Consider the following 14,716-nt stretch of genomic DNA (forward strand, 5'->3'; position numbering starts at 1 on the left):
TGAAGATTCAAAACAACCTCAAATAAAATCCCAAAAAAGTAAATTTAAAAGAATTGTTACAAGCCTTGCGTTCTGGGTAGTTTTAGGTATAGCTGCTGGTATTTTCGTAGGAGTTACCTTCCCTGATCTTGGTGTGGCTAGCAAACCGGGAATAGACTGGTTTATAAGGGCTTTAAAGGCTCTAATAGGGCCTATTATCTTCCTTACTATAGTATCTGGTATTATTGGTCTTGAAAGCATGAAGGATCTTGGCAGTATAGGACTAAAGGGCTTTATCTACTTTGAAATAGTAAGCACGATAGCTCTTGCTGTTGGAATTTTATTTGGAGAAGTATTAAAACCTGGACATGATATGCATTTGGATTGGACTACACTAGATCCAGGAAGCATAGAAAAATACACATATATAGATAAAGATGTTGGCTCCGTCTGGTCAATACTAAAAAGTGCGGTACCAAGCGATCCTATAACGCCTTTCTTGCATTCAAACACATTGCAAGTGCTTTTTATGGCGATAGTTACTGCGATTACTATTTCCTTTTTAAAGAGCGACTACAAAAAGAAAATTTTAAAACCGCTTGAGTTTGTTCAGCATTACGTATTAAAACTTCTTACCATACTAATGCTTTTTAGCCCTGTTGCTGCGTTTTCTGCAATGGCATTTTTGATAGGCAAATTTGGCATAGATTCACTTTTAGGAATGATAGAGCTTCTACTAGTAATGGCAGCAGCTAGCCTATTTTTTATTTTTGTGGTTCTTGGCACTATATGCTATTTTGCTAAGGTCAATATATTTAAATTTATGCGCTTTATAGCAAAAGAAGTTTTAGTAGTATTTGCGACAAGCTCGTCAGAAACGGCTCTGGCACCACTTATGCAAAAACTAGAAAAAGCGGGCATCCATAGAGGTGCAGTAGGGCTTATAATACCTACAGGATATTCTTTTAATCTTGATTGCACCAATATATACTTAAGCCTTAGCGTTATCTTTCTGGCTCAAGCTTTTGGCATACCTCTAACTATCGAGCACCTAATACAAATTTTAGTTATATTGATGGTTACAAGCAAGGGTGCAGTAGGAGTTACCGGATCTGGATTTATAGTTTTAGCAGGCACCCTAGCGGCCCTACCTAGTGCCGGAATACCTGTAGTTACGGTAGCGGTACTACTGGGAGTAGATAAATTTATGTCAGAGATGAGAGCGGTAGGAAATCTATGTGGTAATGCCGTTGGATGTCTAATCATATCAATTTGGGACAAGAAAGTAAATATGGAGCAATTTCGCTACGCATTAGATCATCCTGAAGAATTTGAATTTCATGCATAATTTAAGAGGAGAGATTAAATCTCCTCTTAAATTAAATTAGCTATTCCAAATTTCCTCATCTAGCTCACGTTCACTTTTAGCCACAAAAACTGCGCCCATCATATCCCCAACCACATTCATAGATGTTCTTCCCATGTCAAGTATGGCATCAATGCCCAAAATCATACCGTAAGCTATAGCTATCACGCTACTAGCCTCTACTTTTAAACCTACAGATTCAAGAACCATAAGAAGCATTACAGCTCCTGCTCCAGGCACAACTGCTGTTCCGATGGAGGCCAATAAAGCAGTTATTACTACTGTTAATTGCTGAGAAAAATCAAGTGGCATGCCTACTACGTTTGCAATAAATATCGCACAAACTCATAAATATATAGTTGCTCCATCCATATTGATAGTTGAACCCACAGGCAAAGTAAAACCATAAATACTTCTATGTACACCCATATCTTTTTCAGCAGTCTCCATAGAGATAGGCAAAGTGGCTCCAGAAGACCTAGTAACAAATGCAGTAATCATAGGAGGACGCACTTTTTTTATAAAAACAATCGGATTTAGTCCAACAATCAAGCACGCCACACAATAAACTAATGAAATTTGCAAAGCAAGCCCTATATATACGCTTATAGTCACATTAGCCAAAGGACCAAACGCCTCTTCTGCGCCACTTTTTGAAAATACTATAAGAATAAGAGCAAACACACCAATAGGCGCATATTGCATAACCCAACCAACAACTTTAAACATAACGCTACTTACGCCCTCAAAAAACAGATAAACATTATTAGCCGCATTTCTTACAGCCTGACTTTCACTGTCTTTGCAAAAAGCCAAAGCGATTCCAAAGAATAGACAAAAACATATAGTCGGCAAAACCTCGGCATTCGCTATAGAGCCAAATAGGTTAGTAGGAATTATATTTAATAAAATTTCAACCAATCCAGGAGATTTAGCCTCTTTGGCCACTCCTGCGATATGAGCCAACTCAAGCCCTACTCCTGGCTTAAAAATAGATCCAACAAAAAGTCCTATTACTATCGCACAAAGCGAAGTAGCCATATAAAACACTATAATTTTTCACACCGACTTTTCCAAGATGTGCAGGAGAAGTACTGCTAGCACCAACTATCAAAGTACAGACTATGACAGGGATCATAATCATCTTTAAAAGCCTTATAAAGATATCTCCAAAAGGTTTTTAAGATCTCTATCGCGCTGGAATATCATATAAAATATAGCACCCAAAATAAGACCTATTAAAATTCTAACCAATAAATTACTTTTGAAGTAAAAACTAAAAATACTTTTTTTGACTCAGCCACAAAAGCCTCCTTGATATTTGATTGGTATCTGATTTTATCTTTATTTGTCTTAAAAGGATAATGATTTTAAAAAAACCTAATAAATTTAAATTGAGTGTTAAAAATAATCCAAATTTTTAAAATTTTAGAGAATTTAGCTTAAAAAATATTTCTTATAAAATTTATAAATTTTATTTTAAACTTATTAATTTATTTTAATTTTTATTACACTATAATTTTATAAATTTTTAATCTAAATTTAGGAGGAATAAATGGATATAGTCGAAAGATTTTTGCGATATACAAAAATCAACACAACTACAAATAGAGAGGCTGGAGCTGCTGGCATAATGCCTTCAAATCCTGTTGAAATGGAGCTTGCAAAGCTTCTTGAAAACGAGCTAAAAGAGCTTGGACTAAAAGATATAAAAAGGCGCGAGAATAGTATAACAACTGCTATTTTGCCTTCAAATTCAAGCAAAAAGCTTCCATCGGTTGCATTTTTTGCACACCTTGATACAAGCGCGGAGCAAAAAAACGATACTAAAGCTCAAATAGTAAGCTACAAAGGCGGAGATATAACTCTAAATAAAGAGCTAAATATCGTAATGAAAGAAAGTGAATTTCCAGAACTTAAAAACTATGTAGGCGATGATATAATAGTAACCGATGGCACTAGCTTGCTTGGGGCGGATGATAAGGCTGCAATAGCGAGCATTATGAATGCTTTGCAATTTTTTGTGCAAAATCCTGATATCGAGCACGGCGATATAGTGGCTTGCTTCTTGCCTGATGAAGAGCAAGGGCTTAGAGGAGCTAAGGCACTAAATATAAGCGAGATAAACACAGATTTTGGTTACTGTTTGGATTGCTGTGGCATAGGTGAGTTTATATATGAAAACTGGAATGCGGGCGATGCGGTGGTTACTTTTACAGGTCAATCCGCTCATCCAATGAATGCAAAAGGTAAACTTATAAATTCACTTCTTATGGCACATAAATTTATCTCTATGCTTCCTGGTGGAGAGGCTCCCGAGTATACCGAAAATAGAGAGGGATACTACTGGGTAAAAGAGCTTAGCGGAAATAGTGCAAAGACTGTTTTAAAACTTGATGTAAGAGAATTTAATGATAAAAAATATTCCGAGAGAATGCAATTTTTACAAGATTTAACAGACTCTTGCAATAAAATTTGGGGTGCCGGCAGAGTAAGTATAAAACTTTCCGATAGATACAAAAATGTTTACAACTATCTTACAGAAGGCGAAAATAGTCTTCCTATAGTGGCTGCCAAAAAAGCTTATGAAAGCTTAGGTATCACACCAAAAGTTATCCCTATGAGAGGCGGATATGACGGATCGGTAATATCCGAAAAAGGAATTCCTTGCCCAAATATCTTTACAGGCGCCCACAACTTCCACTCAATATATGAATACCTGCCGGTTAAATCTCTTCATGCTTCAAGCAACGTTGTTAAAGAGATAATAAAAAATTTAGCAAAATAATAAATACAAAAGGCTGTTTAAAGCAGCCTTTGACTTATCTTAAAACTTTGGCTCTGTTAAAATATAGTGTTGATTATGATATTTTAGATTCCAAAAAATGTAACTAAATATTGTATAAAAGACGATAATGTCCGAAATTAGCAATCGACGTAAATGACTTTTTAAATTTATAGTATATCTTTAGTGTTTTACATTTATAACGATTAAGCTTAGTATTTTTTGCCAAGAAATATCACAATTAGGTATTTTAATAGAAACTAAAATATATAGAAAATTTTAAATTTATAGATCAAGTGGTTTAAAAGAGGCGGGAGATCCGCCTCGAAGTTTATAATTTTTAGAGCATAAAGAATGCTATTACCACAACAGCTATGGCCATAGCCGGAGCGGTTCTTTTTGCAATCTCAATAGGGCTTACCATCGCAAGACCTGCACAAACGATAGCAGCACCAGCAATTGGAGATGATGAGCGACCAAGAGCACCTGCTATAGCAGCAGCCATACCAAGTTTGGTTTGCTCGAAACCAAGATCTTGAGCGTGTACAGTTATAGCACCGTTAAACGCCATAGTAGCAGCATCGCCAGAACCTGTAACTACAGCCATTAGATAAGGTATAAACGTACCTCCAAGTCTTACGAACTCTTCTGAGTGTTTTAATACGTTAGTAACAGCATCTATGGCTCCGCAAGCCTTAAGACCGGCAACGAAAACGCCCGCAGCGATGATGATACCGATAACCTCAGCATAAGCGCTTCCCATACCTTTGAAGAACTCTGAAGTAATCTTTTCTGGGCTTGTCCATGTTACAAATACAGCCAAAATAGCACCAAGCAACATAGCTTCGGCAACACCCATCTTAGTCCAAGTTAAAAATGAAATCTTATGTAGATCAGTTCCGCCAATAACAAGAATAATAAGTGGTACTAAAGGCATAAGAGCAAATAAAATATTTACTTTTATAGGCTCTGCAGTAGCTGCGTCTCCGACTTTTTGTGAAAAATCTTGACCTTTTTGATAGTCTTTAAACAATATAGCCGTAACGCTTAATATAACTAAAACAACTATAAATGCAGCCATAGCATTTGGAAATTGAACCTTAATAACATCAGGTATAGTTACCTTAGCCATATCTGAAACAAATGCGTTGTGTGCTGATCCAGGACTTAACACTCCACCGAAAGTTCCTGAAAATACAGCAGCGCCAGCCATAGCAGGACGAACACCAGAAGCCATAAGAAGAGGTATCATAGTGGCACCAACAGCAGCAGAACATCCAGCAGCAGAAGGGATAGCTATGTTAACAAAAAATGTAATCACGAATGTGAGAGGAACAAGTAAAAATCCTATATTTTTCATAGGTTTTGTAAGTAGAGTAACCAGATGCTGATCACACTTAGTAACCTTCATAACGTAAGCAAAACCCATACTCGCACAAATAGCCTTAATAAGTCCTGCTGAAGTCATTGACTTTGTAAACTGAGCAAGAGCATCAAGAGGAGTAAGGCAAATCGCGCAAAGCACCAAACCAACACCTATAAGGACGGTTTTAGTCTCTCTCTTTTTAATAAGCAGATATACAACTGCAACTAAGCCTAAAACGGCACATATTAGCTTTAAAGTAGCCATATTTAACCTTTCTTATAAATTGTATATAATGTTTACATACTGTTTAATTATATTCATCTTAATTTTAAATAAAAATTAAAATCTATCTAAAATGTAAAACTATCTCCAACCGCGATACTTTCCGTATCTTTTTTATAGCGCATTTTTAATACAGCATCATTTCCTAGTATCTTTGCGCTATTGCCGGCTATCTTTAGTCCAACCCCTTCAGGTAGAGCGTAGATGATACTCTCTTGATTTACTATCAAAAACTCTTCAAGCCTCTCTTCCCTACTCTCTCCATTATGTCCAGCTATCTTTCCGCTAATGAAGTGAGGGTTGATTTGATGAGGGAAAATATTTAAAGCGTCAAAAAGTTTTGGCATTATGATAGGCATATCGTTTGTTGTCATAATAGTACTTCCAGCTACGTTTGCGCCAGCAGACCAGCCAAAATACGGAGTTCCGGCCTCAACTTTCTCTCTTATTGCATCAACTAAATCATATTTATATAGATAATAAAGCAAAACAAAGGTGTTCCCCCCTCCTATTGATATTGCTTTAGCATTCTTTACAGCCTGTTTTGGATCGTTAAATCTATGAATTGATTTTATATTTTTATTTTGGAGACAATCTTGAACCTTAAGCTCATATTCATCGTTTGTGCGTCTAACTCCCGCATAAGGGATAAAGAGTACCTCCTCATCGCAAACTCCATGCTCTGTCAAAAACTCGTTAATCCAAGGCCTACAGTGGTTTAAATAACCAGTATCCTTGTAGCCTGAACTGCTTAAAAGCAAAGCTTTTTTCATAATACTCTCCTGTAATAAATGTTTTTTATTATTGTTGTATTCTAAAAACAACTTTAAATTTAAAAAAATATAAAAAATAATTTTTAAAAATCTAATTTATAAAACGATATATAAATAATGCTTAAAAAAGGGTTAAAAGCTACGCTTAAGTAAATATTTTATTAATAAACCCAGGCAATAAAAATCAAATAAATTTTTAAGCAAAAAGCCACCTTAAAATCACACATTCCAACTAAAATTTAAAATACTGGGTATTAAAAATCGCCATATTCTTAATTTCTTTAAATTTAAATTATCAATTTTTAAATTCTTTAAAATTTAAACAAATACCAATTGCAAGCTGGCAAAGTCCTGCTGCAAAGAAAAAATATATAAAATCCAAAAATTTATTATCATTCATAATCATAAGAAAAACAAACAAAACAAGGCAAACAATAGAACCCAAATAAAATCTCTTGTCAAGTCTTGCAAAAGCGATAAAAGCTACACTTAAGATTCCAAGCAAAATGCTCATGCTTTCTCCTTTTTAAATCTAAGACTAAGCCACACAAAGACAAGAGAAACAAAGAGACAAGTAAGCGAAATCTTAAAAATTTCAAAATTTACGAAAGAACCATTTGCTATAGAGACTATAAAAACAACAGCAAAAACCACAGAAGTTATAACAGAACTTAAAGAGTATCCATATTTTTTGACAAAAATTGCGCCGATCAATGAAATAAACGCAAAAGCGGTAAAAAAGGCATAAACTTCATATTCGTACCTAAACTCATTTTCATAAGGTATTAGCTGATTTGCAAGTAAATAAATGCCAAGAGCGGTAAATAGCCCTATAAAAAACGCATTATTAAATACTTTTATCATATATATTGCGACTTTAGAGTGCTGCTTTTGACTCCACAAATAAGCTCCTGAGGCGCACATAATAAGCCCAAGACAGCCAAATACAAAAAATACAAATCTAACCAGCTCTCCACCAAAGCCGCCTACATGAAAAATTCTCATAAACAGCATTACAAGATTTGCCCTAGGAACCTCTCTTTCAAAAACCTCCTCAAGCTTTTCTCCGCTTACGGCATCGAAAACTTTAGATTCAAAGCTTAGGCCTTTTTCGGTAAATGGCTTACTAGGCACAAAATTTAGCTGTATATGAGCTGTGCCCTGCATACTTCTTTGAATCACTATACTCTCAAAATTTTTATTTGAATGTTTATCTACAATACTTTTAACTTGATCGGTAGTAGGCATAAATTTAGCTCTTCTTGTCATCATATTAGCCATAAATTCCTTACTTTTGCTAAACTGATCTCTCATTTTTGATAAAGATTGTTCAGTGATATTTATCTCTTTATTTTGAGATAAATTTTGCATTACCAAAGGCTTCATATCATTTGATTTTACATTCTGCTTAACTAAATTTTTAGATACTTCATCATCTTTTTTAATAGTTAAGTTTTGCTCAGCCATCGCCTTTGCAAGAGCCCTTTGTCTTTTGCGCTCCTCATTTCTAGCCTTAGCCTTGGCAGTAAAATCCTGTTGCATACTCGCCTTATTTTGATTGGCCACTTCAGAATATATACCCTTTAGCATAAACCTCTCGACCAGATAAAGTCCTGAAACGCTAAGCATTAAAAATATCACAAACCCACTAACACTAGCTAGAATATGAGAATCCATCCAAAAGGACTTTTGTCTAAATTTGAAAAAATCCTTTAAAATTCTCTTATGTATCATAATGCCAGACAATAAAACAAAAAGCATAGCTATGGTTATATAGCCGATTATTTCGCGTGCAGTTACTCGATTTATAAACCACAAATCATAATGAAGCGCGCTCAAAAAACCTCCGCCGTAAGTGCTTCTGCCTCTTATAATCTCAGATGTGTCCGGATCTATCTTGACTATTTTTCGGTTTCTTCTATGCTCTCTAACTCTTACGTCATCATGCCAGGATATGGTTATGTAAGGGGTAAATTCACTAGGCGGTGTTATCCTCCAAATATCGGAATTTGGATGGTGTTCTTTAAGATATTCAAGCGAAGTATCCAGATATTCACTATTTTTGTAATTTATCTTATAATATTCAGGCTGCATAAACAAAGTTATATCATCTTTATAATAAGCCAAGGTTCCACTAAAAAATATAAAAAATATTATCCATGTAAAGGCAAGTCCAAAATATCTATGAAAGAGTCGAAGCATCATCATATCGTGACCGCCAAAGTAGTGAATAAAACTGTTAATACAAGAACAAATTTAAGTCTTATTGTATAGCAGAATAAAAACCAAAGGGTAAAAATGCCCATAAATAAAAAATTTGCAACTACAAGCTTTTCATTTTGAATAACGCTTAAAAAATTTGGAATTTTGACACTAAAATAATAAGATATGATAAATCCGAATACGCTGCAAACAATCGTTCTAATGATAAACTCTTTAGTTTTTGAGAGCAAAAGCATCCTTGATCTTTAGAAATTAATTTAGGATTATAAATTAATATGAATAAAAATTAACTTAATACAATTATGATATTTATTAATATTTATCCTGAATTTTGATAATCCAGGATAAATTTCGATATGCCTAAAAAATCTTAGTATCCAATCAATTTGTTTAAAAATTTGATATTATATTCTAGTTTTTAACTCCTCAAAAGCACTTTCTTGATTTTTTAAAAGATTCCTCTCTTTATCTCTCGCTACATAGATTTTAAAAATATTTTCTCCGTTTTTATCATAAAACTGCACCGATTTTGAAAGCATTCCCATGAATGTCTGAGTTACGAAAAAGATCTTATCTATATCGCTTGCTTTTAGGTGTCCGCCGAAATTTGACTCTTTCATGCTGAAGTTATAATACCCTTGTGCATGCTGTCCGCTTGGAATTTTGGTTTTAAACTCTATGATAAACGATGGAGTGTTTTTAACAAAAAGCACTTCACCCCAGCTGCCTATCTCACCGATGATCTCGTCAAATTTAGCCCCATCGGCAAATCTGCAAAACTCGCAAGGCAGGTTTAAAAGCACATCCATCTCTTTTAGCCCAAGCTCTTTACCTATTTCACCTAGTGAAATTTTTGGATTTTTCTCGATTAGAGATTTTACTTTTTCTTTCATTTTAATCCTTTTTAAATAAAATTTGGCAAATTATAGCATAATATTACAATTTAGATAATAATTATCAACACAAAATGAACTGATATTAAAAGAGGATTATCTAAGCCCTCTATCTCTTTTAGCTTTTTAAGTATTTTAATGCTAACACTATTATCTAATTTCTTAAGCTCTTTTAACGCATTTTTACTGAAATTTACTTTCATATTTTTACGCCAAGCTCTTTAGCTACTTCATCAAGAGTATAAAACTGAGGATTAGGATCACTCTCTATCTTTTTTAACTCTTCCATGGCATCTATATAATCATTCATATCTTCTAAGAATCTTTTTATAGCTTCTTGAACGTAAAAGCTTTTTGTTATTTTAGTATCTTAAGTAGTATTAATAACATAAAACTAATTCAACGAATTTTCAAGCACTCTTTTTCTCTCTTGCCAATCACTCATATAAACACTAAGATATTCATAAAATTTTTTACTATGATCAGTATGAATCAAATGCGCTAATTCGTGAAATATAACGTATTCTACGCATTTTTTTGGTTTTTTGATTAGTTCAAGATTTAAGTTTATATATGATTTTGCCGCATTGCAGCTGCCCCAGCGAGTCTTCATCTTGCGAATTCTTACATTTTTTATATCTCTTTTTACCATCTTATTAAACTCGTTTATGATGTTAAAAAAACAGATAAGCGCCTTATCTTTATACCACTCATCAAGTAGTTTTTGCTTCTTTTTAAAGTTATTCTTATCTCGCACAAAAAGCTCTAAAGTGCCTCTGTTAAGTCTTACAAACTCTTCTTTGCTCTCATTTACTTTTAGCCTATAGCTTCTTCCTAGATACTTCATCTCTTCGCCGCTTACAAGCTCTTTTTCACGACTTTTAAATTTGGCAAAGAATTCCTGCTTGATAATTATCCACTTCTCGCGCTTTTTAAACACAAACCCTATATGCTCATCGCTCGCATCTTTTGGTGCGTTAATTATTACTTCACCGCTTGGCTTAACTTTAATGCTAAAGTTTTTAATATCCTTTTTGATAATTTTTACGCTTTTAAGCATAATGATTTATTCCTATGTTGCGCATAACTTCATAAATTTCAGTTTTATTTTCAATATTTATGTCAAATTTATCCTCTATATCCCATAAAAGCTCATCTATAGCCCCCTCTATCTCGTTTTTTACATCTATATTTTTATCCCACTCAGGTCTCAGTGCGTAAGAGCTGTAAATTTCATCTATCTTTTGAGCTAAAGCGACAAGCTCCTCTTCATCTATCTGAGTTAAGTCTGCTAAATTCTCATACATATCGGCAATCGATCTCTTGCCCTTAAATTCCTCTTTCATCTCATCTTTTTTATTTACTATCTGCTCTTTTATAGCTCTTAAAGCGGTTAATTTTTCTTCATCACTCAAGCGTCCGGCGGTATATTCATCTATGATTTTTTGAATTTGAGCTGAAATAGACCTGTAAAATGCCGGATTTGAGTCAAATTTTTCAGTCACAACTGCATCTAGCGCACTTTTGATACTTTCAGCTTTTGCATTTGCCGCCACAAGCCTATCTACTTCACTATCAAATTCCGCCTCAAATATATTTACAATCCTACTTAGAGTATTAACTCCTTTTGCGTTTATAAAAGTATCAAGCAGCTTTTGCATATCTTTTTCATACTTATTAAAGTCGCATTTTTCTTGATACATTATCTGCACGATACTTCTTAATTCATTATAAAATTTGATTTTACTCTTATACTCTTTTATCTCAATACCAGTTAAAATTTCTGCCGTCTTGTCACTACTTAAGGCTAGAGCAAAAGCCCTCGCAAGAGATGAAAGCCACTCTTTAAAATTTTTACGCTTATCTTTATCATCCAAAGACTTCGCATAACTCTCTACATCATTTTTAAACTCCACATCTTTAAAAAGCTCCTCTAAATGAGTATAGTAAGTTTTTACTTTTGATATCTCGCTTCTTACATCTATAACAGCCCCCACTATATCCACCCCGTCAAATCCGCTTAGACACTCGTAGCTTTCAAGGCTATCGCTTAGCTCTCTTAAAAGCCCTCTATAGTCTATTATAAGCCCGTAGTCTTTGCCCTCATATACCCTGTTTACTCTTGCTATGGCTTGAAGCAGATTATGCTCTTTTAAAGGTTTATCGACGTATAAGATAGCGGCTCTTGGAGCGTCAAAACCCGTTAGAAGCTTATCAACGACTATCAGCATATCCATATCATCACCGTTTAAAAACTCATCTTTTACGGTATCTATATATCTTTCATTATCTCCATACTCTTTTTCTATATCTTTCATTGCATTTATTACAAATTCTCTGCTTCCGCCTACATTTTCATCCTGTTCGTTTGATATGACAAAGGCTGTTTTTATCTCGCCCAAATCTTTAAAAATTTGATGATACTTTATCGCCTCAAATTTTGAGCTAGTTGCAAACATAGCTTTAAATCCGGGCTTTGCAAACTCTTTAAAATGTTTATTTATATCCATAGCCACAAGATATAGCCTTTGCTCACTTGAAGCCACCTTGCTAAATTTAGCCCACTTTTGCTGCAAATCTCTCTTTTGCTCATCGCTTAAATTTCTGCAAATCGCCTTAAATCTCTCATCTAAAATTTCAGGATTTGAAATTTCTTGCTCCACAAATCTACCCTCATACAAAAGCGGCAGCACTGCTCCGTCTCTAACCGCGTCATCTATCGTATATCTGTGTATCTCTCCGCCAAATTTTGCAAAGCTATTTTTCTCACGTTTTAAAAGCGGAGTTCCCGTAAAGCCTATATAGCAAGCGTTTGGCAACGCTCTTCTCATGGCTATATGCAAATCGCCCCCTTGAGTTCGGTGACTCTCATCAACCAATACAAAGATATTGTTATCGTTTAATACTGTTTTGGAGTTTGCAACGCTTGCAAATTTATGCACTAAAGTTGTTATAACGCCGACATTACTTTTTAGCTTATGGGTCAAATTTGCACCGCTAAAGCAGCGTTCAACCCTTATATCGGTATTCTTAAAAGCTCCTTCTATCTGCTTATCAAGCTCGATACGATCGCTTACTATTATTACTTTTGAATTTGTATAAATTTGCTTTAAAAGCTTGGTTAGCATAACCATAGTTAGGCTCTTTCCGCTTCCTTGGGTATGCCAAATAAGCCCACCCGTTCTTTTGCCGTCTTCTATTCGCTCGACTCTTTTTAGAGTTCTTTTGATACCAAAAAACTGCTGATACCTGCAAATTTTCTTAACTCTATTATCAAAAAGGATAAAATTTCTCATGAGATCAAGAAGTCTATCCGGTCTTAGCAAGGCATAAAGTGTCATATCAAGAGCTGTTATGCTTCTATCGTTTACAAATTTAGCTAAATTCTCTCTCGCACTCTCTTCTTCCTCTTCTTTCCAAATAGAGTAAAATTCAGGCTTTGTTAGAGTGGTGCCGTATCTTGCTTCATTTGCGTTGGCAGCTAATGTAAGCTGTATAAATTTAAAAAGATGTGGTATCTCGCCCTTTTCTTGCTCTTTTAGAAGCTGGTTTATACCGTTTTGGACGTTTATGCTTGATTTTTTAAGCTCAATGACAGTCAAAGGAATGCCGTTTACAAAAAGCACCAGATCGGGTCTTCTGCTCTTTTTGTCGCTTTTATCAGACTTGGCCACGGCAAATTCTTCGGTTATATAAAAGTCGTTATTGTAGATATTTTCAAAATCGATAAATTTTATGCTAAAACTTCTTTTAGAGCCGTCAGGCAAGCTCTCTTCATAACTCTCCCCCATTAAAAGCATATTTGTAACTCGCTCGTTTGCCACGCCTAGACCCTCATTTAGGCTTACATCGAGATGTTCGATAGCTCTGGTTATGCTTTGAGGAGAAAATTTATAAATTTCACCCTTGTATTCGTATGAATTTAGCTCGTTTAGCTTTTTAGCCAAAATTTCTTTGAAAAGAACATTTGATGTTTGGTTGTCTCTTAGTTTTAAATTTTCATCTCTGCTTATAAATTTATAACCAAACAGTTCACTTTTAAGTAAATTTATGCAGTTTTGTTGCAATGCTTTTTCCGATGTGTTTGGGGTCATTTTAGATCCTTTAAATCACTACATTCTAAAAATAAACTTTTTACTTTTTCATCAAATTTTTTCTTCCTTTTTTTAATACCTTCTTTTCTTATTTTCCATTCATCAAAAGCATCTTTTTTTATTTCATAAACTTTTACAACCCTATAAAGTCTTGCTTTGCTTTCTTCTCCAAAATCATCATACGTTTTTACAATTTCAAGATGACATTTTATAAAAGAGCCATTTCCGAAATCATATTTGCTATCAATGACATCGTTTTTAAATTTACTATCCCCCATGCTAAAATCTATCTTTTCATTTTTATAAATTCCTTTCCATTTGTATTTACCTTCTTTTAGAACAGGAGATATTAATTCTATGACGGCATCATCATCTTCTTCCAATTCCTTACCATCGTTGATAATAAAATTTTTAAACTCTACTCTTTCAATGATTGTTTCTTTTTTAACTTCAGAGCCAAATCCAACTTTTTGTATTTTTTCATATTTTTCTAACTTTGAATAATAATTTGATAACGGTCTTGCTATTTTTTGTTCTAAATTTATATCTTGCGAAATATCATTTTTATTACTCTTATTTTTAAGTTCAGCTATTTCAAGTTCTAATTTTTTAACTTCCAATCTATTTTTTTTATATGCACCGCTACAAATATGTTTTATCAATTCAACAATCTTATTGGCAACATATCCTATGGTAGCTGCTGAAATTGAAGATGCTGTTGGGTATTTTTCTATTACCTCCAAAATTTCAATATATCCGCCTTTTTCAGGAACTTTACTTTCAAGTTTTATTTCGACATCCAACACAGCACACACGACACTAACAATATTTAGAAAATCTTTTTCTATACTATTTCTAACAAATGCATTCATAGAGTGAGAATTATCATTTAAATAATAATGAACTATCAGTCTATTTCTTGCTTGGCTAATATTTTTATTATTATCATTCATAA

13 protein-coding genes and 1 pseudogene are annotated in these 14,716 nt (G+C 34.1%); 2 read left to right on the top strand and 12 right to left on the bottom strand.

What is annotated here, in order from left to right; translation table 11 throughout:
• The first annotated feature begins 22 nt into the window (after positions 1-22).
• On the top strand, positions 23-1,327 hold the full coding sequence (locus CDOM16189_RS03450) for a cation:dicarboxylate symporter family transporter (protein WP_169973270.1): 1,305 nt from the start codon (positions 23-25) through the stop codon (positions 1,325-1,327).
• Between the two features lie 36 nt (positions 1,328-1,363).
• Here the strand turns inward: CDOM16189_RS03450 and CDOM16189_RS03455 are convergent.
• Positions 1,364-2,386: pseudogene (locus tag CDOM16189_RS03455) on the bottom strand (dicarboxylate/amino acid:cation symporter).
• Positions 2,331-2,489 (bottom strand): hypothetical protein, encoded by a 159-nt coding sequence (locus CDOM16189_RS10015; RefSeq protein ID WP_349304323.1) that lies wholly within the window; start codon positions 2,487-2,489, stop codon positions 2,331-2,333. The pseudogene CDOM16189_RS03455 and the gene CDOM16189_RS10015 overlap by 56 nt, the downstream one beginning before the upstream one ends.
• A gap of 411 nt (positions 2,490-2,900) precedes the next feature.
• On the opposite strand from CDOM16189_RS10015, the gene pepT reads away from it, so the two are divergent.
• Positions 2,901-4,133, top strand: a complete 1,233-nt coding sequence (gene pepT, locus CDOM16189_RS03460) for a peptidase T (RefSeq protein ID WP_169973066.1) — start codon at positions 2,901-2,903, stop codon at positions 4,131-4,133.
• A 337-nt stretch (positions 4,134-4,470) separates the two neighbouring features.
• Here pepT and dcuC read toward each other — a convergent pair whose 3' ends face one another.
• The 10 genes from dcuC to CDOM16189_RS03510 all read right to left on the bottom strand — a co-directional run bounded on the left by dcuC (position 4,471) and on the right by CDOM16189_RS03510 (position 14,714).
• Positions 4,471-5,760 carry a C4-dicarboxylate transporter DcuC gene (gene dcuC / locus CDOM16189_RS03465; protein WP_169973064.1) on the bottom strand — a complete coding sequence of 430 codons (1,290 nt, stop codon included), beginning with the start codon at positions 5,758-5,760 and terminating at the stop codon, positions 4,471-4,473.
• A gap of 86 nt (positions 5,761-5,846) precedes the next feature.
• Positions 5,847-6,551, bottom strand: a complete 705-nt coding sequence (gene pepE, locus CDOM16189_RS03470; protein WP_169973062.1) for a dipeptidase PepE — start codon at positions 6,549-6,551, stop codon at positions 5,847-5,849.
• A gap of 295 nt (positions 6,552-6,846) precedes the next feature.
• On the bottom strand, positions 6,847-7,065 hold the full coding sequence (locus tag CDOM16189_RS03475; protein ID WP_169973060.1) for a hypothetical protein: 219 nt from the start codon (positions 7,063-7,065) through the stop codon (positions 6,847-6,849).
• On the bottom strand, positions 7,062-8,759 hold the full coding sequence (locus CDOM16189_RS03480) for a PepSY domain-containing protein (protein ID WP_169973058.1): 1,698 nt from the start codon (positions 8,757-8,759) through the stop codon (positions 7,062-7,064). The genes CDOM16189_RS03475 and CDOM16189_RS03480 overlap by 4 nt, the downstream gene beginning before the upstream one ends.
• Positions 8,756-9,004: a hypothetical protein gene (locus tag CDOM16189_RS03485; RefSeq protein ID WP_169973056.1), complete on the bottom strand. Its 249-nt coding sequence runs from the start codon at positions 9,002-9,004 to the stop codon at positions 8,756-8,758. The genes CDOM16189_RS03480 and CDOM16189_RS03485 overlap by 4 nt, the downstream gene beginning before the upstream one ends.
• A gap of 174 nt (positions 9,005-9,178) precedes the next feature.
• Positions 9,179-9,667, bottom strand: a complete 489-nt coding sequence (gene hutX, locus CDOM16189_RS03490; protein WP_169973054.1) for a heme utilization cystosolic carrier protein HutX — start codon at positions 9,665-9,667, stop codon at positions 9,179-9,181.
• A gap of 50 nt (positions 9,668-9,717) precedes the next feature.
• Positions 9,718-9,870: a type II toxin-antitoxin system RelE family toxin gene (locus CDOM16189_RS03495; RefSeq protein ID WP_169973052.1), complete on the bottom strand. Its 153-nt coding sequence runs from the start codon at positions 9,868-9,870 to the stop codon at positions 9,718-9,720.
• 191 nt (positions 9,871-10,061) lie between these two features.
• The gene (locus tag CDOM16189_RS03500) at positions 10,062-10,727 is read right to left on the bottom strand and encodes a M48 family metallopeptidase (protein ID WP_169973050.1); all 666 of its coding nucleotides are present in this window, start codon (positions 10,725-10,727) and stop codon (positions 10,062-10,064) included.
• On the bottom strand, positions 10,720-13,761 hold the full coding sequence (locus tag CDOM16189_RS03505) for a type I restriction endonuclease subunit R (protein ID WP_170000723.1): 3,042 nt from the start codon (positions 13,759-13,761) through the stop codon (positions 10,720-10,722). The genes CDOM16189_RS03500 and CDOM16189_RS03505 overlap by 8 nt, the downstream gene beginning before the upstream one ends.
• Positions 13,758-14,714, bottom strand: coding sequence for a hypothetical protein (locus CDOM16189_RS03510; protein WP_169973046.1), 957 nt, complete (start codon positions 14,712-14,714; stop codon positions 13,758-13,760). Before CDOM16189_RS03510 ends, CDOM16189_RS03505 begins: the two co-directional genes overlap by 4 nt.
• Between the last annotated feature and the right edge of the window lie 2 nt (positions 14,715-14,716).

The organism is Campylobacter sp. RM16189 (assembly GCF_012978815.1).
In the GTDB taxonomy this organism is placed as follows: domain Bacteria; phylum Campylobacterota; class Campylobacteria; order Campylobacterales; family Campylobacteraceae; genus Campylobacter_A.

Coding starts and splice junctions, on each gene's coding strand:
- CDOM16189_RS10015 (WP_349304323.1), bottom strand. CDS start 2,489: ATGATTATGATCCCTGTCATAGTCTGTACTTTGATAGTTGGTGCTAGC.
- pepT (WP_169973066.1), top strand. CDS start 2,901: ATGGATATAGTCGAAAGATTTTTGCGATATACAAAAATCAACACAACT.
- dcuC (WP_169973064.1), bottom strand. CDS start 5,760: ATGGCTACTTTAAAGCTAATATGTGCCGTTTTAGGCTTAGTTGCAGTT.
- pepE (WP_169973062.1), bottom strand. CDS start 6,551: ATGAAAAAAGCTTTGCTTTTAAGCAGTTCAGGCTACAAGGATACTGGT.
- CDOM16189_RS03475 (WP_169973060.1), bottom strand. CDS start 7,065: ATGAGCATTTTGCTTGGAATCTTAAGTGTAGCTTTTATCGCTTTTGCA.
- CDOM16189_RS03480 (WP_169973058.1), bottom strand. CDS start 8,759: ATGATGATGCTTCGACTCTTTCATAGATATTTTGGACTTGCCTTTACA.
- hutX (WP_169973054.1), bottom strand. CDS start 9,667: ATGAAAGAAAAAGTAAAATCTCTAATCGAGAAAAATCCAAAAATTTCA.
- CDOM16189_RS03495 (WP_169973052.1), bottom strand. CDS start 9,870: ATGAAAGTAAATTTCAGTAAAAATGCGTTAAAAGAGCTTAAGAAATTA.
- CDOM16189_RS03500 (WP_169973050.1), bottom strand. CDS start 10,727: ATGCTTAAAAGCGTAAAAATTATCAAAAAGGATATTAAAAACTTTAGC.
- CDOM16189_RS03505 (WP_170000723.1), bottom strand. CDS start 13,761: ATGACCCCAAACACATCGGAAAAAGCATTGCAACAAAACTGCATAAAT.
- CDOM16189_RS03510 (WP_169973046.1), bottom strand. CDS start 14,714: ATGAATGATAATAATAAAAATATTAGCCAAGCAAGAAATAGACTGATA.